Source organism: Salinimicrobium sp. 3283s (genome assembly GCF_039602225.1).
Taxonomy (GTDB): Bacteria; Bacteroidota; Bacteroidia; order Flavobacteriales; family Flavobacteriaceae; genus Salinimicrobium; species Salinimicrobium profundisediminis.
The window spans coordinates 3,343,671-3,366,098 of sequence record NZ_CP143631.1 but is presented as its reverse complement, the minus strand read 5'-3'; the positions used below and the strand labels follow the sequence as shown (position 1 = coordinate 3,366,098).

Below are 22,428 nucleotides of genomic sequence, written 5' to 3'. Positions count from 1 at the left end.
TCAGAATAAATTACTGGTAGTTACACCTCGAAGAACCTGTTTTCCTGAAGACAATTCCCCAATTCCTCATAAACTTTTGTGATCTCTGCTTTAGATGGATTCTCACCCAAAGTTTTAAGGATCCTGGTTGAAAGGCTTCCGTGCTGCAGTAAAAACTCGATACTCTTCTGGTGTTTTTCAGAAATATTTTCTTTTACAAGCGAATAGATCCTATTCCATATTTCTTTCACTGTACAACCAGGTAGTAAATCGAAAATGTCAGCAAATTCAGATTTTTGGATAAGGGTTGCTTCAGCATCTACGATCACATCATTAAAGATTCCAAAAAGGGCATTTTCATGCCAATTTTTTTGATCTTCCAGAGACACCAATTCTTCACTAACCAGCAACTTCAGGGCTTCAATGATGAGTACTGCTATGGCAACATCAGCTTTTGGGCATTCCTGCAGGTCTATCACTCTTATTTCGATAGCCCCACGATCAAAGCGGGCAATAGCTCCCCTTGAATTCAGAAAATGATGATCGAGAATATTCTCAGTATCATGCGGTTTTATTGCCTTATTGATAGGTTCAAAAATCCCGCTGTAATAATCCTTTTTTGAAAAGAGTTGTTCGGGAATGACTTTACCGGTCATCTCCGGAATTTCTTTTTGATTGGTTTTATATACATGCATCCGGGCATCTTTAAAGCCGGTAAGTTTTCCCTCAAAAATGGGCGAACTGGCGCTTAATCCAGGAATTACTGGTAGCAGGATCCTTACCGCAGCATGTAACTTCTCAAATTCTACATCTCCCAAAAATGGCAGATTTATATGCATACTTTGAACATTGCTCCAGCCATGCCCCCTACAGTCAAAAATGCGATTGTAGAGTGCGTATATTTTGCTGTAGTTGTGCTGCCACAACTGCATTTCTGTTTCGGGATCCATGAGAGGATGAGCCGCTGTGGGTAGCAGTTTAGCATTAAATTCCTTGAGCAAATCGTTGATTTCGCCAACATTTTCAGCAAAAAGATCATCCAGGGTATCAAGATTGGCGGTAGGCCCATTGGTTTTTAATTCCACTACATGTGCTACAAGCTCATTGCTCCATTCTATCTTACCATTTTCAACATCCGAAGTTAAAGCACCATTCTTTTTGGTCAATAATTTATCTACAACCGGCTTCACTTTCATTGTGGCAGCGTCTACCAACATGTACTCCAGTTCTATCCCGTAAACTCCAAAAAGCTGATAACTCATTCCGATTTCTTTTCAAGGCGATTTTTAAGAGCAGTAATAATTTCGGTATAAATTTTATCACCATAGAAACGATCTTCTACCCCAAAATCTATGTTTGGATTGTCATTGATTTCTATGACCAGAGGTTTTCCATTTACTTCCTTTACATCAATTCCGTAGAGACCTTTTCCCATAAGCCTTGCCGAACGAAGAGCTACATCCATGATCTTCTTTGGAACTTCATCAATAGACATTACGTCTGCATTACCTTCCTGGTCATCTTTTTTGCTGGCATTCCAGTTGTAGATCTGCCAGTGGCCTTTGGCCATATAGTAACGGCAGGCAAAGAGCGGTTTATCATCCAGAATACCTATTCTCCAGTCATAATCTGAAGGCGTATATTCCTGTGCTATTACAAGTTCAGATTTTTTAAGCATCTCCCCCACCAGTTTTTCATATTCTTCGGCAGTAGCAGCTTTTTTCACCCCAAAAGAAAAGGTAGAATCAGGGGATTTCAAAACCAGCGGAAGTCCGGTCTTCTCAATAACGTTATTGCGGTTGTCTTTGTGAACAATGATAGTTTTAGGAGTGGGAATACCTGAATTCTCAAGGGCTTCGGCCATAAAAACTTTATTACAGCACTTAAGGATAGCATCGGGATAATCAACGATGGCTATATCTTCCTGTTGGGCTTTGCGGGCAAAAGCATAGGCTTCATTGTTCACCTCTGTACTTTGCCTGATAAAAAGGGCGTCAAAAGACGACAGCCTTGAAAGATCTTTTGGAGAGACAAACTCTACATAAAAGTTCATTTTTTCGGCAATCTCTACAAATTTCTTTAGAGCTTTAGGATTACTTGGCGGCGCAGGATCGTGATCTTGCACAAGGATTGCCAGGTCGTACTCAAAAGTTTCATTTTTAGGGGTATCATAACGCTTCTTTGCAAAATACTGTATGGCAAACTGCCTCATAGCATCCCGGTGTTCATTTGGGATCTCTACTTCAGATAAAGCTTTAATAGATTTGATATTCCACCTGTTGGTGTAAGAGAACTTTACTCTCAAAAATGGTATTTGAAAGTGCCGGTGAAACATAGCACTCAGTTCCCTGTATTTTTGAGCAACATTCTGCCCAAAATAAATACTAAGCGTAAACTCGGCTGACTTAATTCCCTTTAAACTTTTTTGAATAAGATCATCAAATTCATCTGAGACGATCTTAACAAGCTTTGGTTCCCGTAAATCTACCAGGTTCATCACAGTAGGAATTGCGAGATGCCCACGAGCCTCAGCTAAAAGTGAAACATAATACCCTTTACTTTGGTAAGAATAATCCTTACATAAATTAAAAATACGTGCTTTTTTAAGACGGGCATATTCAGGATTTGTAAGATAGTCCCTGGCCGAAATCACCTCCATATTCTCAAGTGCAAGGTTCCAGTTTTCGGGATTATTTACAACTAAAAATTTCTTCATTAAATGGTTTAAATATATTCAAAGGTATATCAAAATTCTTCTGAAAATTCGGTGCCGGAATTTTTTTTCAAAAAGCTTAACTAAAAGTAAAACTTCCTTTTTGAAGACCTTTAAAATAATGGTTTATAATTTGTTAACCTAATATTTTTATCCGACAAACATTTTGCGGCAGATTGCATTGAGGGTTTGAAAAAACTGAAGGTTTGAAAGAGTTCAATGCCTAAAAGAGCTATATGAACCAGTAAATTTCTCCGGGGCAAGCCCACGGAGCATTTTAGTGGAACACGTTTTCTAACTTTACAACATTTACTAACGAGGCAAGCCTCGGGGTATTTACCCACCTATGAATAAAAAACCTCCCGGCAAGGCCGGAAGGTTCTTATTCAATGGAAGCAAACAGATCTTGCTCTATATTAGCCCCGAAATATTTCCTTCCAAATCTATATTTATATTCTCTGATGCAGGGTGTGCCGGTAATCCGGGCATACGCATCATATCTCCTGTAATAGGGATCAAAAATCCTGCACCGGCGGCGATCTCAATCTCCCGAACTGTTAGCGTAAAACCTGTTGGTCTTCCTATAAGCAAAGGATTGTCTGACAATGATTTTTGGGTTTTAGCAATGCAAACGGGTAAATGATCTAATTCAAGATTGGAAATAGTCTTTAGATCCCGTCTTGCTTTTGCAGCGTATTCAACCCTATCGGCCCCATATATTTTTTTTGCAATGGTCTCTATTTTATTCATAACCGAATCTTCCCAATCATAAAGTGGTGTAAAGTTAGAGCGGCCTTCTTCAATCGCTTCTACCACCTTTTTTGCCAGATCAAGAGCGCCTTCCCCTCCTTTTGCCCAGCCATCAGAAACTGCAACTTTTATATTCAGTTTTTTAGCCATGTCTATGATCACCTGTATCTCTTCATCACTGTCACTGTAGAATTTATTTATGGCTATTACAGGAGTGATATTAAAGAGACGGGCATTTTCCAGATGTTTCTCTAAATTGGGTAATCCTTTTTCTAAAGCCTCTACATTTGGAATAGTGAGAGAAGAAAGAGGTACCCCACCATGGTATTTTAAAGCTCGTATCGTCGCGGTCATTACCACAACCCTGGGAGTAAGGCCTGCGCTTTGACATTTAATATCCAGAAATTTTTCTGCACCAAGGTCAAAACCAAATCCGGCTTCGGTGACTGTATAGTCAGAAAGACTCATCCCCATGCGGGTGGCGATCACAGAATTAGTTCCCTGAGCTATGTTGGCAAACGGACCAAGGTGGATTATAGCAGGGTTCCCTTCTATAGTTTGCACCAGGTTAGGTTTAAGAGCATCTTTTAAAAGCGTAGCCATGGCACCTTCAGCATTGAGATCGCGGGCATAAATAGCTTTCTTATCAAAGGTGTAGCCAATAAATATGTTTCCCAAACGCCCTTTTAGGTCCTCCAGGTTTTCAGCAAGGCACATAATGGCCATAATTTCGGAAGCCGCAGTAATATCAAACCCACTTTCTCTGGGAATTCCTGAACCTGTTCCGCCAAGTCCTATCACGATATTTCGCAGGGAACGGTCATTAACATCCATCACCCGTTTTAGGGAAACCGTCCGCGGATCAATTCCTAAATTATTTGTTTTTGACTGAATATTATTATCTACAAGAGCTGCCAAAAGATTGTGAGCTTTTTCAATAGCCGAAAAATCTCCGGTAAAGTGAAGGTTGATGTCCTCCATGGGCAAAACCTGTGAATATCCTCCTCCGGTAGCGCCGCCTTTTAATCCAAAAACAGGGCCTAATGAAGGTTCTCTCAGCACTACAGTGGTTTTCTTACCAATCCTGTTCATAGCTTCTGAAAGACCTATAGAGACGGTAGTTTTTCCTTCTCCTGCCGGAGTTGGTGAAATAGCCGAAACAAGAATTAAATTGCTTTGTTTTATTTTGTCCTGATCAATATTGTGCAGCGGTATCTTAGCCTTGTATTTCCCGTACATCTCAATATCATCTGGATCAAGGCCAAGTTTCTGTGCTATTTCTGTAATGGGGGTTAATTGAATTTTATGAGCGATATCCAAATCGGTGAGTGGAGAAGTTGTCATCATATTCCTTCAGGCTTTAGATTTACAGGTCAAAAATATGATGAAACTATAGCTCTAATAATGATCACTATCAGGTTTTCGTACTTTTTTCAAACGTTTTCGTCAACTTCAGGTGACCGCTTTATAAAAAGAATCAATATGCTCCTGATCCCCACTCACAAATACAAGGTCTTCTCTTAGTAATTTGACGTTGGGAAATACTGTTTTTATCATTTGCCCTTTTCGGGAAACCGCGAGGATATTGACCCCATAGTTCTTTCTAACATCAACTTCTTCAATAGTCTTTCCTACTACAGCACCACTATCTGCCATCACTCTCACGCAGCTTATCTTAAAATCGGGAATAGTTGAAGATTTGAAAGTCTGCAGTCGTTTGTGGGACTGGAAGACCTGGTAATTATCTGCTCTAACTGAATCTATTAAATTTTCCAATTCATCGAGGGGTACAAGAAAATTGGTTAAAACCCGTGAAAAGATTTCAATTGAAGTTTCAAACTCTTCGGGAATTACTTCATCGGCACCCAGCCCCAGTAGGGTCTCTATCTCTTTCACATACCTTGTTCTTACTACAATATGCACAGAAGGAGAAATATGCCTGATATTGGAAACAATGGCTTTGGTAGCGCGAGGATCAGAAATAGCAACAACCACAATACGCGCTTTATTTACATGTACAGCTTCAAGCATGTGCTCCTGCACTGCATCTCCATAAATTATGGGTTCTCCCCTGGCCTTTTGCTGTCTCACGATCTGCGGATTAAGTTCCAGGATCATATACGGGATATCGGCATACTTAGCTGCTTTTGCAAGGTTAGCGCCATTGATCCCATACCCGATTATAAGCAGGTGATCTTCGGGCTCTTGAGCATCCTGTCGGGAAAGTGAAACTGTCCGATGAGAACCCGGTGCTATTTTCCTCAAAATATAATTCGTGGTCCTCCCCGAAAAAAGAAAAACAAAAGGCGTGAGCAGCATGGTAAACACCGAAACCGAAAGAAAATACTGGTTCATTTCCTCCGAAAGTAGCCCACTTTCTATACCAATCCTGGAAAGGATAAAGGCAAATTCCCCCACCTGGAACAATGCCATTCCTGTCAACAATACGGTTCTTATAGGATAATTAAGGGCTGCTGCGGTAAGGGAAACCACTCCTCCTTTTAATATAAATACCACCACGACCATAAGCATGATCACCGCTGCATTTTTCATAAAGAAGTCCAGGTCAAGCAGCATCCCGATGGAGATAAAGAAAAAACTGATGAACAGCTCCCTAAAGGGAAGAATGGTACTTGTAGCCTGGTGACTATAATCTGACTCCGAAATAATAAGACCTGCCAGGAAAGCTCCAAATGCAAGAGAGAGTCCTGCAGATGCAGTGATAAAAGCCACTGTAAAACAAAGTGCGATGGTAGCCAGTAAAAACAATTCCTTACTTTTAGTCTGGGCAATAAGGTACATGGCCCGCGGCACCAAATATTTTGCTCCAACATAGGTCAAAGCTAATACCAGGGCACTTTTAAGAACAAGAAGAAGCACTTCATTATAGAGATCACCTGTAGTTCCGGCCATCATGGGAGTGATCAACATCATTGGCACCACTATCAAATCCTGAAATATTAAGATTCCAAGAGCCATACGTCCATGAGGTGCAGTGATCTCATTGCGGTCATACAAGATCTTTAGCACAATTGCTGTGCTGGAAAGTGAAAACAGGAAGCCCATGAATACGGCCTCGTTCCAGGAAAAGCCGAGTACAGAAAATATAAATGCAGTTACGATAATACTCAATCCCACCTGAAGCAAACCACCTAAAAAGACAGTTCGTTTCATTGACGCAAGCTGCTTGATTGAAAGTTCCATTCCAATAACAAACATCAACAGGATCACCCCAATTTCGGAAAGGATCTCTATTTGCTCAGGGTTTTCAATAAGCCCGAAGCCAAAAGGACCAATAATGATCCCTGTAACTAAAAATCCCAACACCGATGGTAACCTTAATCGCTGTAGTAAAAGCACAACAACTACAGAGAAACCAAGTAATACCACAATGTCCTGGAGTAATGGAAAATGCATGTTCAATCAAATTTTGTAATGCCTAATTTATTGAATTCTGCCCTAACAAAGGGGATTTATCGGGGATGAATAAGAGATAAATTAAGTTTTAAAAAACCATGATGACAAGTATAATCCTGTGCTTCAGGAATTTTGTATAGGATTTAAGAATCTACGGATTCAAATTTTATAAATTATGATCTCCAAAAAATCTTTAGATGTTTGGCATAAGCGACATTCCAAAATTTCTGCTGGCATTTTTCCTGGTACTGCCCCTTATTTCAATCTTACATGAAGCAGGGCACGTGTTCTTTGCCTGGCTTATGGGCGCAAAGAATATCCGTATTGTAGTGGGAAGTGGAAAACCTGTCTTTAACCACGGAATATTGGAAATTAGACAGTATTACTTCTGGTATGGGTTCTGCACCTTCGAGAATATTGAACGCAAAGAGAAGCTGGCGAATATTTTAATTTTTTCGGGGGGTGCCCTTTTTAACCTTCTTAGTACCATCGCAGTGATACTGTTAGTTGAGAATGATGTTCTAAGTGCCGGAATGCTTACCTATCAATTCACGTATTTCTCCATGTACTATGTTTTCTTTGCTCTCCTGCCCATGCTTTATCCGGGAGGAAATTTTAGTGATGGTAAGGTGATCCTTGAACTTTTAAAGAATAGAGAAAAAATTGTAAAGGAGCGTACATATCGTATACAGTGCAAAGCGGAAAATGAAAAATGGAAGGTCCTCAATCACCGTAATGAATTGATACAAACCTTTGATAAAGAAGAAGATGCACTGGATAAAGCCCGAAAATTGGCTCAGGAGCATCGCCCCAGCCGTATTATCAGGATTAAAGGAGATGATGAAAAAGAAATTCAGAATTATCCCCGAATCCCTTTATAGCGCTATTTTACCACCCACAGTGGCACATTCAGGTTTGCATTGAACAATTCCTCGGTCATGGTACCCACAGCGAAAGGAGAAAAAGTGTTACCTCCTTTATCTGCTACCATAAGGAGGTCTACCGGCGAGTTCCGAAGGTTTGCAAGTATCTTCTGTGCTGCTCCCGATTCTCTTCCCATAAAAATGAGAGGCTCAATGTTTTCGGAATAATTCAGTTTCTTCAGGAATTTATCAAATTTTTCTTTCACATGCTTTTCCACTTTTGGCCCCATTGATTCGGGCGAAACATATGGAGAAAATTGTACGGGCACACTGTAAACATGAACCACCTTCAGCAGTACGTCCCCTCCCTCCTGCAGTTCTTTGGTTCTGCTGAAAACTTTTCGGGAATCCTGTGAAAAATCGGTTCCTGCCCAAATAACCTCTATTTTTTCATGGGCAGATGCAGGAACAGCCAAAAGGTCACATCGCAGCAACCTCAGCAGTTTACTACTCACTACTCCTGTTCCTTTCTCATGCTTCTTGTTACCAACCACAGCCAGATTGATACTGTACTTGTCAACGATGTACTTGAGAAGGGATTCGCTGTAAGGATCTTCAGAAATAAGCACCTCCCAGTTTGCAGAGGCCGAAAAATGTGTTTTTACTTTCTCATTTAATTCATCCCCAATCACCTCATCCAGGTTCACATCCTTCAGGTGTTCTTCAAAAAGCTCAGAGATCTCGTATTTCTTGATATTGTGTACAAAATAAACGTTCTCTGCCTGCAGCTTTTCAGCAATAAAAGACGCATAGGTAATTAGTTTTTCATCTATAGCTGAAAGATCCAGGGCGACAAGAATATTTTTGATCTTTTTCATGACTGATTTTCTTTATGGGTTCCTCCTCTTTTTTTGATAATATCTGAAATTACTTCTTCATAACTTTCTAATTCCTTCTGCGCCTTTTTCTCTTCAGATTTTAAGTATTCATCCCGCACGCCAATATAGAGGGAATAACACATGAAGAGCAGGATAAAAGCAAAAGGCAACCCGGTTACTATTGAGGCTGTTTGCAGCGCCTGCAAACCTCCCCCTATTAATAGTACGGCTGCAATGGCACCTTCGGCTACTGCCCAGAAAATACGTTGCCCTACAGGGGCATCTATTTTTCCTCCCGAGGTTAAACTGTCTACTACCAAAGAACCTGAATCTGACGAGGTGACGAAAAAACCTGCGATTAAAATGACTCCGATAATATTTAATACCACCGAAAAAGGAAAGTCTTCAAGATATACAAAGAGCGCAGTGGCCACATTATCATCAACAGCATTAATGATAGTTTGGTCTCCTAAAAGTGCCTGCTGAATAGAGGTACTCCCAAAGGCTGTGATCCAGAAAAAAGTAAGAAGCGAAGGCACAACCAGCACTCCCAGAATAAACTCTTTTATGCTACGCCCCTTTGAAATTCGGGCGATAAACATCCCTACAAAAGGAGACCAGGCAATCCACCAGCCCCAGTAAAAAACGGTCCATGCGTTTTGCCAGTTATTGCCGGTGTAGCTTTCTGTCCAGGATGATATTTCTAAAAAGCTATAGAAATAACTTCCGGTGTTTTGAACGAAAGACTGAAAAATGAAGATTGTTGGCCCCAGTACTACCACCAGAAGCAATAGCAAGACCGCTATTCTCATATTCCATTCACTCAGGAATTTGACGCCTTTATCTACACCCAGCACAACAGAAATTGTGGCAATAGCCGTAATGATCGCAATAAGGCTTACCTGGGTAATGATACCGCTGTCCAATCCAAAAACATGGGCTAGCCCTGCTGCTATTTGCTGTACACCCAGCCCCAGGGAAGTTGCCAGTCCAAAAAGAGTAGCCAAAACAGCAAATATATCAATGAGATCCCCTCTTTTTCCGTAGATTTTATCGCCTAAAACAGGATAAAAAACTGAGCGTATGGTGAGTGGCAACCCGTGGGAATAAGTGAAATAAGCAAGTGAAAGCCCTACAAGAGCATAGATTCCCCAAGCATGAAAACCCCAGTGTAAAAAAGTGAAATTCATAGCTTCCTGCGCAGCAGCGGGCGTGCCACCCTCTGTTAATGGCGGATTCATAAAATGTGTTACAGGTTCGGCAATACTCCAGAATAATAGCCCAATACCCATCCCTGCACTAAAAAGCATGGCAAACCACGAGAGAGTCTTGAACTCGGGTTTTGCGTCCTTTCCGCCTATTTTAATATTTCCGAATTTACTAAAGGCAAGGTACAGCACAAATATTAAGTAGATGTTGACGCATAAAACAAAGAACCAACCTCCGTTATTGGAAACGAAAGCCTGAATAGCATTAAAATATCCTTCGGCCTGCTCCTCGAAAATAAGGGTGAGTGCTATACTTATAATAATGATAATAGATGAAGTGAAAAACACAGGACCATTGACGTTGAGGCCCATTATAGATTTCCTTTCATCACTTCTTACGATCTTTTTTGCCATGGTCTCTAAATTTTAATTCGTCTCTCCGGACTTAAAAATAATATCCGAAATTAATATTGAACCTCGCTTCCCACTTTGCATCGGGGTTTCCTGCGGCAAAGTCATTCACAAAATTCCCGCCCAGCCAGGAATGGTTATATCCGGCGGCATAATCTATATACGTATACAGGTTACCTGCTGAAATCAATACTCCTGTAACATTCATAAATGAATCTTCAAAAGAAGCCGGCTTTTTCTGCATGTACCCAAAATCATTATAGAACTGTAAATTGGATACCGGCCCCCAACTCACCGGTACGTCGCGGGCAATTGCAAGGGTATAAAGATTGAAATCGGAAGCTACTTCGTAAGGAGCCCCATAAGCCGCCATGGTAATGATCTCTCGTGAAACACCTTCTGCATTATTGGGATTATGAGAAACCAGCATGGCTTCGGTCTTAAGATTCCACTGCTTAAAATCGGCTTCATAATGCGCAGCCAAAGCGTAATGGTCTCCCTTTCTTTTGGTATTGATGTTATAGAGTCCGCCGTATTGGGCTGAAACTCCAAGTCGCGACTTTAAACTGTCTCCCCATTTATAGAGCAGCTTGATATTTCCCTGATGTACTTCCTTATTATTCCCCGCCACATCATAAGAATACCTGCTGGGAGAAACCACTGAAGCATCTCCAAAATTCAACTCCTCGGCATTTTTAAAATAGGCTATCTGGTATTCCCATTTCTCCCCCAGGTTCATATACTTTATTCCCATATCGTGATCGTCCTCCAGTCCCATATAATACCCAAGGTTAAAGAACCAGTTGTGGGAATTGTATTGCTGTATCCCTAATGGAACCTGTGTGAGACCTACCTGCAGCTCCTTAGTTTCATTAAACCGGTAACCAAACCATCCCTGCTTTAACATTCCGCCGCCAAAAGCTTCAGAATAATGACGGAATTCGGCATTCACATAGATCCCACGATATGCAGCTACAGCATTGATCCTGAACATGTCATAACCAAAGTCTCCGCCCCTGCTTTTCTGTTCGGGTTTCCAGGAAGAAAGATTGTAATTGAAACGTAATGCACCCCCTATTTTGACTTCAGGGGATTCCTGCGCCTGCACAAGATTCGAAAAGAAGCAGCCCCACAGGAAAAATAAAAAGATTAAAATTCGTAGAGGTTTTTTCACGGAATAATTTTGAATGAACCTCTAAATTAAGTTGAATAGTATGGAAAGTACCTTTAAAGGCCTATAAAATATTGTTAAGACGCCTGTTCTACGACTTTAAATGTCTGAAAAATGATACAGAATCAATTCTTTTCTGAAAATGTAAAAACTTCCAACACGTCCCAGGTTTTTCCATTGTGTTTAAAGAGAGTTAACGCATCCACCTGAAATTCAGCTGAAAAAATGCCATTTTTGAACTCCTGCCACACTTTTGGAAACTTCTGATAAGTGAGATCCCGCGTGGCTAGAGTAACATGAGGATGCAGCTTCTCCGGATGGTTGGGAGGTAGTAATCCTGATAATTTCTGAAGTAAGTTTTCATGCAGACTGATTACAGGCTCATGGTTTACCACATTGATAAAGATGGTGCGCTGTTTAAAATGCCCAAAATCACTGAGGGCTATAGAAAATGATCTATGATCTTGTGAAACCGATCTAAGACAGGTAATAAATTGTGTTTCCTGGTCTTCTGAAAGCCACACAGGTGGAATAAGAGTGATATGGGCTGGTAATTTGAGTGCATGCGCAACCTGAAACTTTTCTTTGATCTCCAGTTTCATATTCTTCACCTGCTCTTTCACTGCTGTGGGAGGAACGAGGGCTACAAAATAAAGAGCTCTTGAAAATGCCATTTTTGGAAGCTTATACCATGCGGGTCAATAAAGTTTTACCCTTCATTTTTTCCCGCCTGTCACAAGCCGATCCTATCATTACTCCCATTAGCAACCCTCCCAGAGGGCTGTAATATTTAAAACTTGATTCTGTATAGAAGAAAAGCAATAAAAGTAGAATGAAGCCTGCCCCCAGCCCTACACGCATACCTAACAGGGCGCAATAGCCTTCGGGAACCAAACCAAAATCTGTACGTAGAAATTTAACCAGATTTTTAAGGTGAGCCTGCAGTTGCTCATCACCATTATTTCCTTCCAGGTTAATGTCTTTGAACATAATATCCAGCTTGTGTTCAAGTGGTGCCAATTTTTCTGGCGGAAAATTCTTGTATTTCACCTCCTGAAGGATGGTACTAAAACGCTGCCTGATCTTTACCGACTCTGTTGTGCCCGGTGCTGCCGTGTATCGGTCTAACCGTTGAATGGCCTCCTCTATTCTCATTTTTTTGAAAGTATGCGCTTGTTACCTGTTTGACGCATATTTGAGAAGGAAGTTACTCTAAAAACACCTCTTTTATAAAAAAACAGCAATTATTTTTTAAAACCCTGTGTGGCGTTGGCCTCAGAAGTAGTACAATTAAAAAACTATTTATATCCTGCCGCCTGCAGGTTAAACAATTCCGAATACAGCTTATTGTTTTGCATAAGTTCTTCGTGAGTTCCCAGCTCAAGTACAGCCCCATCTTTTAACACCATAATTCTGTCCGCAATTCTCACTGTACTAAAACGATGTGAGATAATCACGGCCGTTTTGCCCCGGGTAAGTTTAATAAACCTGTCAAAAGCTTCAGTTTCGGCACGGGCATCAAGAGCCGAGGTAGGTTCATCGAGGATCAGGACTTCGGCATCTTTCATATAAGCCCTGGCAATGGCAATCTTTTGCCACTGGCCGCCAGATAGGTCTTTTCCCTGCTTGAACCTTTTGCCCAGCTGTTGGTCATATCCAAAAGGCAGTTCACTTACAACCTGGTTTGCTAGGCTTTTTTCGGCTGCCCCTTCTATACGGCCCTGGTCATTAATTTCGGTGATCTCGCCCATGGCAATGTTTTCCCTGAGGGTGAGTTCAAATTTTACAAAATCCTGAAAAATAACACCGAAGTACCTTTGATAAGCCGCCCTGTCAAATTGTTTTACAGGAATGTCATCAAGTAATATTTCACCTTCAGTGGGTTCGTAGAACTGAAGCAGTAATTTTATAAGTGTCGTTTTTCCGGCCCCGTTCTCTCCAACAAACGCAAGTTTCTCCCCGGCTTTCAGCTTAAAATTAATGTTTCTCACCACCCACCTCTCAGATTTCGGATATTTAAATCCTACATTCCTGAATTCAAAGCCCTCTTTAAGTTCCTTCGGAAGCGGAGTTTTACCTCCTGAAGCCGATTCGTGATAGGAAAGGTCAAGAAATTCGAAATAATCCTGAAGGTATAGTGCGGTCTCGGTGATTGCGGTAAAGCGGGTGAAAAATCCCTGCAGCTTTTGCCTTAGCCGGTTAAACGACCCTGAAAGAAAAGTTAGATCCCCCAGGGAAAAAACTCCTGCCACGGTTCTAAAAATGATGAGCACATAGGCCCCATAATAAGCTGTGGTGCCAATAACGTTGAAAAAAGATCCCCAGCCGGCACGCTGCTTCGCCAGTTGTTTACTCTGGGTGTAATAAAGATCAGACAATCCCTTGAACCTGTTGGCAAGATAGTCTGAAAGACCAAAAAGCTTCACCTCTTTGGCGGTCACATCACTGGCCCCCGCGTACCTCAAATAATCGAGCTCCCGCCGTTCCTGCGTCCAGCTTCTGGCCAAAGAATAACTGGTACCGCTAAATTTAACCTCGTTGATCATGGTGGGAACGATAGAAACTACCAGCAGAATAATAAGCCAGGGTTCAAAAACCACCACTCCCGCCAGTAAAGTAGCGATCACTATAATATCTTCGGCCTGGGTAAGAATGTTAGACATCAAGCCAACCCGACCTGTGGTTTGCTGGCGTGCCCTTTCAAGCTTGTCGTAGAATTCTGAATCTTCGAGTTCATCAAGGTTTACTTCGGAAGTTTTCCTGATGATCTTTACTGAAGTATTAATTGAGTACTGGTCTCCTAATAATGCGTCGCTCAGGTTAATACCCCGGCTAAAAAGGTCAGACAACACAGCCAGGGCAAATTCGGCTGCCACCAGTGCCCAGAGGTGATCAAGGTCTTTGACATCTGCCGCTATTTGTACTACCACCTCATCAATAATTAATTTTCCCACCCAAAGCATAAGCACAGGCAATACAGCATTTGTAAGGCGAAGAAAAATATTCAGGTAAAAAAGCCGCGGATTAACTTTCCTGATCTCCCCGAAGAATCGCGGCACAAATTTTAGGGAAGCAAAACTCTCCCGGAATTTAAATTTATTGGGTTCAAGCGATTTTTGGGGTCGTGGCAAATTATTAAAGTATTAGGTTAAGTAACGGCTTAAGCCTGCTCAAAAATAGCATTTTTGAGGCAGATTATACTCCGGGAATACAGGAAGTGAATTCGCGAGAAAGAAAATTTGAAAATGTAGAACTAAAAGCTACTTCGGAAGGATTGTAGTAGCTGGAAAGCTTCAGTTTATCAATATTTAGATTAAATTGTTGCTTCAAAACACCCATTTTTCACTTCCGGAAGCATTCTACTTCAGTAGTTTTTATTTCAGTCTTGAAGGAAAACATTTTCAGAAATAATAAACACAGAAGTTTCAGAAAAGAGCTTTAAAAATGCCATTTTTGAGACCCCAGAAGATCACATCACGGAAAAATTCCGAAGAAATTTCAGAAAAATTATTAGACAAAATACCAGCCGTGACTGCCTGCCACCGCTCCAAAAATGGTGATAAGGCTTAACACCAGTAAAACCCAGTGGGCGCGGTGAATAATCCTAAAAGCCTTTTCGGGGTCTTCTGCAGCGTATTTCCTGAATAGCCTGTGTAAAAAGAAAGGTTCAAGAATAAAAAGGATCACGGTGAAAATGATCCATACCAGGATCATTGCGTGAATCCACCAAAACCGCGGGTCAAGCAGTCTTTCCCAGCCGTAAAGGTGCAGCATATAGAAACCTGTAAGTGCTGTGAGCAGGGTGGTGATTTTTGCCTGTAGCGAAAATCTTCCTTCAATCTTTTCAAAGGTTTCCATCTGTTCTTCCCTGGAACTCATTCTCTTTACCGCCGGAATGATTACGGTAGTGACCATAGAAACTCCACCTATCCACACAACAACTGCCAGGACGTGAAGTACACGGGCCAGGGTTAAATATTCCATAGTGAGAGTGCTCTTTTTAGGAGGTTAATGCTGATAAAATTAGAGGAAACAGCCATGCCTCCTGCCGGGCATAACATACCTCTCAAAAATGTTATTCACCTTTCTTTTTATCACCATTTACAGGCCCGGCTTCGGCAAGGTAAAAATGATCAAGACTGAAAATAAAGGTAGCCCAAATGATAACCAGTACCACCGAAACAGTGATGCTTACAGTGCGGCCCAGGTAATATCCCATAAAAAAATCGGTAAGGATGGGCAGGGCTGCGGCGGGCAAAATTCCCACAACGGCAAGTAAAATTCTCCTGCGGGCATCTACAATTAGTTCTGCACCACAATTTCTACATTCCCAGGGGGAAAACACATTCTGAAAAAAGTGCTTTTTAAGGTGCAGCCAAAAGGAATACTTGTAACCACAGTTAGGACAGGTTCTTGCTTTCATGATGTGTAATTTATTGCGGGAGGCAAAAGTATTGAAGTTTCTTATAAATAAGTTAAAACTTTTAAAAATTATAGACTTAATTGAGCGCTAAAACTTTTCCTAAAAACTTTAGCGCTTAGTTATTTACTTTTTATTTCAATGTTTCTTCAAGCCATTTGAAAAATTCCTTTTGCCATACAATTGCGTTTTGCGGATTTAAGATCCAGTGGTTTTCCATAGGAAAATAGAGCAGTTTACTTTTAATTCCACGTAACTGTGCTGCCTGGAAAGCTTCCAGCCCCTGCCCTATGGGTACGCGAAAATCTTTTCCGCCCTGTACGATCATGATGGGTGTATCCCATTTTTGTACAAAGTTCACCGGATTAAAATCGGTATAGGCTTTGGGAACAGGGTCTTGCCAGTAAGCGCCACCCATATCTTTATTTACGAAGAAAAGTTCTTCGGTAGTACCATACATGCTGCGGGTATTGAAAATTCCGTCGTGAGCAATGAAGCTTTTAAATCGGCCTTCGTGCATTCCGGCAAGAAAAAACACGGAATAACCCCCGTAGCTTGCACCTACTGCACCCAGGCGGTCTTTATCTACATATTCCTCTTCACTTACGGCATCAATAGCCGATAAATAATCCTGAATATTTTGTCCGCCCCAGTCGCCGCTTATTTGTTCATTCCACGCTACGCCATGGCCGGGCATTCCCCTGCGGTTTGGTGCTACCACGATATATCCGTTTGCAGCCATTAACTGGAAGTTCCACCTAAAGGAATAGAACTGAGACAAAGCCGATTGTGGCCCGCCCTGCAGGTAAAGAAGGGTGGGGTACTTTTTATTAGGATCAAAGTCGGGAGGATAGATCACCCAGGTAAGCATCTCCTTCCCATCGGTAGTGGGAACCATCCGCTTTTCAACCCAACTCATTTTTATTCCGTCATAAAACTCATCGTTCACGTGGGTAAGCTGGGTAAGGTCTCCTGTTTTGAGATTAACCGTATAAATTTCGGCTGCATGGTTCATATCGGTCCTGGTGACTACCAGGATATTTCCCGATTGCCCTATCATTCCCGTTAGATCAAACTGACCTTGCGTGATCTGCTTAACTTCAGAAGCTTTTTTGGAGAATGGATCAATTTCAAAAAGCTGCTGGGTGCCTTTTACAGGGGCCAGAAAATAGATCTTTTTGCCATCATTACTCCACGAAAAGCTATTCACTGTTCCGTCCCACTGCTGGGTTAGATTTATTTTGCGGCCGTCTCTCAACACGATAATGTCATTCTTATCGGCTTCATATCCAGGTTCGTCCATTTGCAGCCAGGCCAGAACACCATTTTTGGAAAACGCCGGCTGAGTGTCGTAACCTTTATTTTCTGAAGTAAGATTTTCGGTAGTTCCTGTAGCTATATCATAGACATAGATGTCGGTATTTGTGCTAACGGCATAATCTTTTCCTTTAAGCTTCTTAGACACATAGTACACTTTGGTGCCATCATTGTTCCAGATATAATCTTCGGGCCCTCCAAAAGGTTGCAAAGGAGTATCGTGAGGTTCGCCTTCCATGATATCGATCTCTGCCTGGGTTGAAGTATTATGAAGGAATAAATGGCTGTAATGTCCATCTTCCCAGGTATCCCAATGCCGATAATTGAGGTCGTCATAAATATATACGTCAGATTTTTTGAGATCGGGGTAGAAATCTTCTCCTGTAACAGGCTCCACTTCCACTTGCTTCGGAATGATCTTCCATTCCCCTGTAGGTGAAGTTTTTCCGTCGCTGTAAATGCTATCGATACTTTTGACGGCAACCGGCTCTCCTCCTTTTAGCGGGATTACAAAAGTTTCTGAAGTGCCTTGGTTTTCAACCATATCATAAGATCGGGTCCTGAAAATGACACTTTTGCCATCCTCTGTCAATCCCACGCCCGATACGCGATCAATAGACCACAGCTTCTCGGGGGTCATTACCTGGGCGTTAGCGCTAAAGCCGAAGGCTATAAACAATAGAAGGATAAATAAGTTTTTCATGTTTGAATTTATTAATACCGGTAAATTCCCCCGGGAACTTTATGGGGTAAAAGCCGTTAAATTGATATGTTAAAAATAAGAAAAAAGCCTGATGTAGAGAGGTGAAAAATTCCTTGCAACCAATTACCGAAGGCGAAACAGCAATACCTTTTCCTCTTCTCCTGGAAAGCTTATTTCTTCAGCACACTGCATTCCCAGTTTTTCCAACAGCTTTTGAGAAGCGAAGTTTTGTTTAGAAGTTATACCGGTGATTTTAAATTGAGGGATTTCTGCCTTTGCAAACCTTAAGAGGCACGATGCAGCTTCAAATCCATAGCCCTGTTGCTCATATTGGGGTAAAAAGGCAAAACCTATATCGAGATCACTAAAGCCGTTCCTGACATTGAGGCCGCAAGTACCCAACTTTGCCCCATCGGCTTTGCGAATCACAACGTTATTGGTAAAACCCAATTTTTCGAGCTGCGGCAGCATTTTTTCGACGATGTATTCTTCTGCTTTTGCAATACTGGTAATATTTCGATCTCCAATGTGTTCAAGCCATTTTGGGGTGTTGAGAAGCTCGTAAATAAAAGCGGCATCTTCTCTCCCGGCAGGCCTTAGATAAAGCCTCTCAGTTTCATATAAGGAAACAGGTCTCATGAAAAAACAGAAGGGATTTTTGTCATTTTTGAATAGTTTACTCAGATTTTTCAGCCGGTAGTTTGCTGAAATACTTCAGTAGGCTCGAATTCCGCTTTTGGCGCTATTACATTCAGAAAAAACTTCAGAAATAACTGCTTCCACTTCAGAAGAAATCTTCAGAAGGAAAAAATTTCCGAAGTGATAAAACAACGAATATTACCTAAGATGCGGAGAAACCTTTGGGTTTAGATCTTTCAGAAAAAGATTGAGCTTTTGCAAGGATTCAGTTTCTATGAAATGCTTCTCGATACGCATTGATTCGTTGTGAGTTTCAATTTTATAGCTATCCATATACCGCCTCACCCTTTTGATATCTGATAAAGCAATGCTCTTAGGGATAATAGTATGCCTTATAAGCCGGTCTTCGCGTATGGTGAGGTATTGATATTTTTGGCGGTAATAAGATGTACCTGCCTGAAGGATCCCCAAAAAGATCCATAAATAGCTAAATACTGAACTGCTATTGATGTAAACAGCAAAAAAACCTAACCCAATCATGGTAAGGCCGTACCCGTAGTTGTTCCTGATGACGCTTTTGCAATATCTAATTTTCATGACCTGCACTTTTAAAGTGTTACTTCGGACTCAGTAATTCCTGTTAAATTTTTAACAAGGTATAAATAACAAAATAAATATCCGAATCAATAGGGAAAAACCTGCATCAAGATCTTCAAAACGTTAGAATACAATAACATGGGAATATCGAAGTACAGTACTCTTTCATGTCCTAAAGCTTCCCAAATCACAAGAGAAAATAAATTAGTATTTTGAGCCATTCAAACAAAATCCAAATTTTTATGTTCTCAAAAAAATACCTGCTTGTATTTTTTGCGGCCTTTGCTGCAAGTGCACAATCTACTGATGATGACCTTTTAAAAAAGGCTCAGGAGATCCACCATGAAGTAATTACAATAGACACCCACAACGATATTAATGTAAATAATTTTACTGCCGAAACAAACTACACCCAGGATCTTGACACCCAGGTTAACCTGCCAAAAATGGAAAAAGGAGGGGTTGATGTCACCTGGTTGATTGTCTATACCGGGCAGGAAGAACTCAATGCTGCAGGTTACGAGACGGCGCATAAACAAGCGCTCTCAAAATTTGAGGCCATTCACCGGCTTGTAGAAGATATAGCTCCAGAACAGATGGGCCTGGCCACCACCAGTGCCGAAGTTCGCAAATTGGTTGCACAGGGAAAGAAAGTGGCGATGATTGGCGTAGAAAATGGCTACCCTATTGGGACAGACCTTGACAACGTTGAGAAATTCTATGATCTGGGCGCGCGCTATATGTCTTTATCTCATAACGGGCACAGCCAGCTTTGTGATTCAAACACCGGCGAAGCTAATAATGAGTGGCTACATGGCGGGCTAAGTGATTTGGGGAAAGAAGTTGTAAAGGAGATGAACCGCCTGGGCATGATGATAGACGTTTCACACCCTTCTAAAGAATCTATGCGCCAAATGATCGAGCTGTCTAAAGCTCCAATTATTGCTTCACATTCTTCGGCAAGAGGTTTGTGCAACCACAGCCGAAACCTTGATGATGAGCAGCTGCAGTGGTTAAAAGAGAACGGCGGGGTGATTCAAACAGTAGCTTTTGACGCTTATCTCAATACCGAAAAGAACAATGCTTATGATGCTGCGGTGAATAAAGTTTATGCTGAAGTAGGTAAAAAAGTAGGTTTTGAGCTCCTGCCCCGTACTGAAGTATGGCAAATGGAAGAGGAAAAGCGCAGTGCCTACTATGAAGATTTCAGAAAAGTGAGAAAACTGGCCGAACCAAAAATCAAGAAATTAAAAGAAAAAGTTCCACCGGTAGGCATAGTAGATTTTGTAGACCACGTAGATTACCTGGTTAAGAAAATTGGGATAGACCACGTGGGGATTAGTTCAGATTTTGACGGTGGCGGCGGAATTGAAGGCTGGAGTGATGCCTCTCAATCTTTAAATGTGACTCTGGAGTTAGTCAAAAGAGGCTATACCAAAGAAGATATTGCTAAACTTTGGGGCGAGAACTTACTGCGGGTACTTGATGAAGTACAGGCCGTAGCTCAAAGTCTGCAGACGAAGTAAAAAAATACTACGGAACAAAAACTGCCTGAGATTTGCCCTTTTAAATACCTAAAAGGCTATTTTCAGGCAGTTTTTTATTTAAAAAAGGAATCTCGAAAAGAGAAATATTCAAATATTTCTGAAAACAGGTCTTTTTAAAGCTGACTTCAGCAGAAGAAGGGCTACAGGAAATACTAAAATAACTTCAGAAAAAATTATCTTCAAAAATGCCATTTTTGAGAGGTAAAAAGATCTTAAGCCTTTGACTTTCTCACTTTTTTATCCCAATAAACAAAGGCTATAAAAAGAACAAGACTTATTATAGACGTCCAGATAAGACCCGTTTTGAGACGCTCATAATCTCCTCCCAAATAAGCAATAAAAATAATGAGGGGTGATATACCCAGCATGGTGGCGCCAATGAATTTCCAGTACCCCATTCTTAAGACTCCGCCTACAAAACTAATGGCATCATTAGAGAGGAAAGGACTAAGCCGGACAACAATTACCGTCCAGAAGCCGTAATCATCAATAAAGTCTGATATCTTTTTTTCAGTTTTATGCCCCACCAGTTTCTCCACGATCACAGGCCCAAAGTAGCGACCAATAAAATAACCGATGCTGGAAGCCAGGAAAACAGCTACAAACAAGATTGCAGCTCCTGCCCATGGCCCGTAAGCCAGTACGGTCACTACCATGAGCAAAGGGGTAGGAATTACCAACAGGAACATTTGCAGGACCATGGTAATGATGATTACCACCGGCCCAAACCACCCGAATTGAGAGACCCACTGCCGCGTACGCTGCTTATCGCCACTGGTAAGCACATCCCAGCCGTTATTTAGAAATTCCTGCACCTGCGGTATAAAGAAATAACTTAGTACAAGTGCCACAACAATCGCAAGGGAAATATATAATGGGGCTTTACTCTGCTTTACAGAAGGGGTTTCAATAGGATCGGGCATAAATTATTTAGATGTTATGGTTACACGGTGAATGGTTCCCGGTTCACCTTCACTGGAGATATACAAATTCCCTGAACTGTCAAAAGCAAGACCTTCAGGCTGCGGAAATGCCTTTTGATCGAGCAGGTGGAATTCTTTGGGAGTTCCCGAAGCATCTAAAATTAATAACCTCGGCTCCCGGGCTTCAAGAATAAAAATTTCCCCGGTTTTGGGATGTATTGCAACTTCGGAAGGAAAAAATGATTCCCCACTTTTCTCTTCTCTAATCTCGTTAAAGATCTCCTCCTCAAAAGTCAGGGTGAACACCGGCGTTTCATTCACTTCCATAGAAGGTAACCGGGCGGCATAAATACCTTTTTGATCTTCAGAATTGGGGTCAAGAACTTTTACGGCAAGCAAAAGCCTGTCTTCAGCTTCATCATAAAATAATCCTTCCATATCATTTTCTTCAGTAAAAAACGTATCGAAGGTTTTCACCTGTGCTGTATTCATAAAATCTTCTACCTCGTAAATTTTTCCGTTAGCTTCGAGCACATACGCCGTATTTTCTTTTATCGCTATGCCTTCAAAATCCCCATTTGCTGTAAATTCAATTTCCTTTTCAATCGTTGAGTCATCGAGGTTATAAATAAAGATGCTTCCTTTTTCATCCTGCACACAGGCAATTTTATTTGAACCTAAATATGCAATACCCGAAACTTCAGCCAGTTGAGGTGGCAAATCCCAGGTTTGGTCTATGGTAATATCTTTAGAAATATTGGCCTGGTATTCTTCGACCTCTTTCTCATAAGTGAATATAAAAGCTGCCGATAATAGCAAAAGACCAGTGGTAATAAGGAATACCGTTTTATTATGTCCCATTCTTTTCATAGTTTAAAAGTAGAAAAATTAA

Annotated in this window: 20 protein-coding genes; 2 read left to right on the top strand and 18 right to left on the bottom strand. The window is 41.3% G+C overall.

The genetic code is table 11. The features are described 5' to 3' along the window. Nucleotides 1–20: 20 nt before the first annotated feature. From VS868_RS14965 to VS868_RS14950, 4 genes are all read right to left on the bottom strand, one after another. Nucleotides 21–1,241, bottom strand: a complete 1,221-nt coding sequence (locus VS868_RS14965) for a glutamate-cysteine ligase family protein (protein WP_345598530.1) — start codon at nucleotides 1,239–1,241, stop codon at nucleotides 21–23. After that, nucleotides 1,238–2,695, bottom strand: a complete 1,458-nt coding sequence (locus tag VS868_RS14960; protein ID WP_266068608.1) for a RimK family protein — start codon at nucleotides 2,693–2,695, stop codon at nucleotides 1,238–1,240. The genes VS868_RS14965 and VS868_RS14960 overlap by 4 nt, the downstream gene beginning before the upstream one ends. 408 nt (nucleotides 2,696–3,103) lie before the next feature. Beyond that, complete coding sequence (locus VS868_RS14955; protein ID WP_345598529.1) at nucleotides 3,104–4,789, bottom strand: formate--tetrahydrofolate ligase; 1,686 nt, start codon at nucleotides 4,787–4,789, stop codon at nucleotides 3,104–3,106. Nucleotides 4,790–4,894: 105 nt separating this feature from the next. Next, complete coding sequence (locus VS868_RS14950) at nucleotides 4,895–6,859, bottom strand: monovalent cation:proton antiporter-2 (CPA2) family protein (protein WP_345598528.1); 1,965 nt, start codon at nucleotides 6,857–6,859, stop codon at nucleotides 4,895–4,897. A 197-nt stretch (nucleotides 6,860–7,056) separates the two neighbouring features. On the opposite strand from VS868_RS14950, the gene VS868_RS14945 reads away from it, so the two are divergent. Next, nucleotides 7,057–7,740 carry a site-2 protease family protein gene (locus tag VS868_RS14945; protein WP_345598527.1) on the top strand — a complete coding sequence of 228 codons (684 nt, stop codon included), beginning with the start codon at nucleotides 7,057–7,059 and terminating at the stop codon, nucleotides 7,738–7,740. A gap of 2 nt (nucleotides 7,741–7,742) precedes the next feature. On the opposite strand, the gene VS868_RS14940 is transcribed toward VS868_RS14945, so the two are convergent. The 12 genes from VS868_RS14940 to VS868_RS14885 form a co-directional block, all read right to left on the bottom strand. Further along, a complete protein-coding gene (locus VS868_RS14940) occupies nucleotides 7,743–8,600 on the bottom strand; it encodes a universal stress protein (protein WP_266068603.1) in 858 nt (285 codons plus the stop codon). Then, nucleotides 8,597–10,222 carry a BCCT family transporter gene (locus VS868_RS14935; RefSeq protein ID WP_266068602.1) on the bottom strand — a complete coding sequence of 542 codons (1,626 nt, stop codon included), beginning with the start codon at nucleotides 10,220–10,222 and terminating at the stop codon, nucleotides 8,597–8,599. Before VS868_RS14935 ends, VS868_RS14940 begins: the two co-directional genes overlap by 4 nt. 31 nt (nucleotides 10,223–10,253) lie before the next feature. After that, complete coding sequence (locus tag VS868_RS14930) at nucleotides 10,254–11,369, bottom strand: hypothetical protein (RefSeq protein WP_345599844.1); 1,116 nt, start codon at nucleotides 11,367–11,369, stop codon at nucleotides 10,254–10,256. Between the two features lie 146 nt (nucleotides 11,370–11,515). After that, entirely contained in the window at nucleotides 11,516–12,064 is a 549-nt protein-coding gene (locus VS868_RS14925; RefSeq protein ID WP_345598526.1) for a 2'-5' RNA ligase family protein, read from the bottom strand. A gap of 10 nt (nucleotides 12,065–12,074) precedes the next feature. Next, the gene (locus VS868_RS14920; RefSeq protein ID WP_345598525.1) at nucleotides 12,075–12,545 is read right to left on the bottom strand and encodes a hypothetical protein; all 471 of its coding nucleotides are present in this window, start codon (nucleotides 12,543–12,545) and stop codon (nucleotides 12,075–12,077) included. A 143-nt stretch (nucleotides 12,546–12,688) separates the two neighbouring features. Continuing rightward, nucleotides 12,689–14,521, bottom strand: coding sequence for an ABC transporter ATP-binding protein (locus tag VS868_RS14915; RefSeq protein WP_345598524.1), 1,833 nt, complete (start codon nucleotides 14,519–14,521; stop codon nucleotides 12,689–12,691). 64 nt (nucleotides 14,522–14,585) lie between these two features. Beyond that, nucleotides 14,586–14,720, bottom strand: coding sequence for a hypothetical protein (locus tag VS868_RS14910; protein WP_345598523.1), 135 nt, complete (start codon nucleotides 14,718–14,720; stop codon nucleotides 14,586–14,588). 180 nt (nucleotides 14,721–14,900) lie between these two features. Beyond that, nucleotides 14,901–15,374 (bottom strand): hypothetical protein, encoded by a 474-nt coding sequence (locus tag VS868_RS14905; protein ID WP_345598522.1) that lies wholly within the window; start codon nucleotides 15,372–15,374, stop codon nucleotides 14,901–14,903. Nucleotides 15,375–15,465: 91 nt separating this feature from the next. Next, nucleotides 15,466–15,813 carry a hypothetical protein gene (locus tag VS868_RS14900; RefSeq protein WP_266068596.1) on the bottom strand — a complete coding sequence of 116 codons (348 nt, stop codon included), beginning with the start codon at nucleotides 15,811–15,813 and terminating at the stop codon, nucleotides 15,466–15,468. 130 nt (nucleotides 15,814–15,943) lie between these two features. Further along, nucleotides 15,944–17,830, bottom strand: coding sequence for a S9 family peptidase (locus VS868_RS14895; protein ID WP_345598521.1), 1,887 nt, complete (start codon nucleotides 17,828–17,830; stop codon nucleotides 15,944–15,946). Between the two features lie 123 nt (nucleotides 17,831–17,953). Continuing rightward, the gene (locus tag VS868_RS14890) at nucleotides 17,954–18,469 is read right to left on the bottom strand and encodes a GNAT family N-acetyltransferase (RefSeq protein ID WP_345598520.1); all 516 of its coding nucleotides are present in this window, start codon (nucleotides 18,467–18,469) and stop codon (nucleotides 17,954–17,956) included. Between the two features lie 198 nt (nucleotides 18,470–18,667). Beyond that, nucleotides 18,668–19,066 carry a hypothetical protein gene (locus VS868_RS14885; protein WP_266068593.1) on the bottom strand — a complete coding sequence of 133 codons (399 nt, stop codon included), beginning with the start codon at nucleotides 19,064–19,066 and terminating at the stop codon, nucleotides 18,668–18,670. A 242-nt stretch (nucleotides 19,067–19,308) separates the two neighbouring features. Between VS868_RS14885 and VS868_RS14880 the strand changes: the two genes are divergently transcribed. After that, a complete protein-coding gene (locus tag VS868_RS14880) occupies nucleotides 19,309–20,592 on the top strand; it encodes a dipeptidase (RefSeq protein ID WP_345598519.1) in 1,284 nt (427 codons plus the stop codon). Nucleotides 20,593–20,825: 233 nt separating this feature from the next. On the opposite strand, the gene VS868_RS14875 is transcribed toward VS868_RS14880, so the two are convergent. After that, nucleotides 20,826–21,536, bottom strand: a complete 711-nt coding sequence (locus tag VS868_RS14875; RefSeq protein ID WP_345598518.1) for a TVP38/TMEM64 family protein — start codon at nucleotides 21,534–21,536, stop codon at nucleotides 20,826–20,828. Between the two features lie 3 nt (nucleotides 21,537–21,539). Continuing rightward, nucleotides 21,540–22,397: an SdiA-regulated domain-containing protein gene (locus tag VS868_RS14870; protein WP_345598517.1), complete on the bottom strand. Its 858-nt coding sequence runs from the start codon at nucleotides 22,395–22,397 to the stop codon at nucleotides 21,540–21,542. Nucleotides 22,398–22,428: the final 31 nt, after the last annotated feature.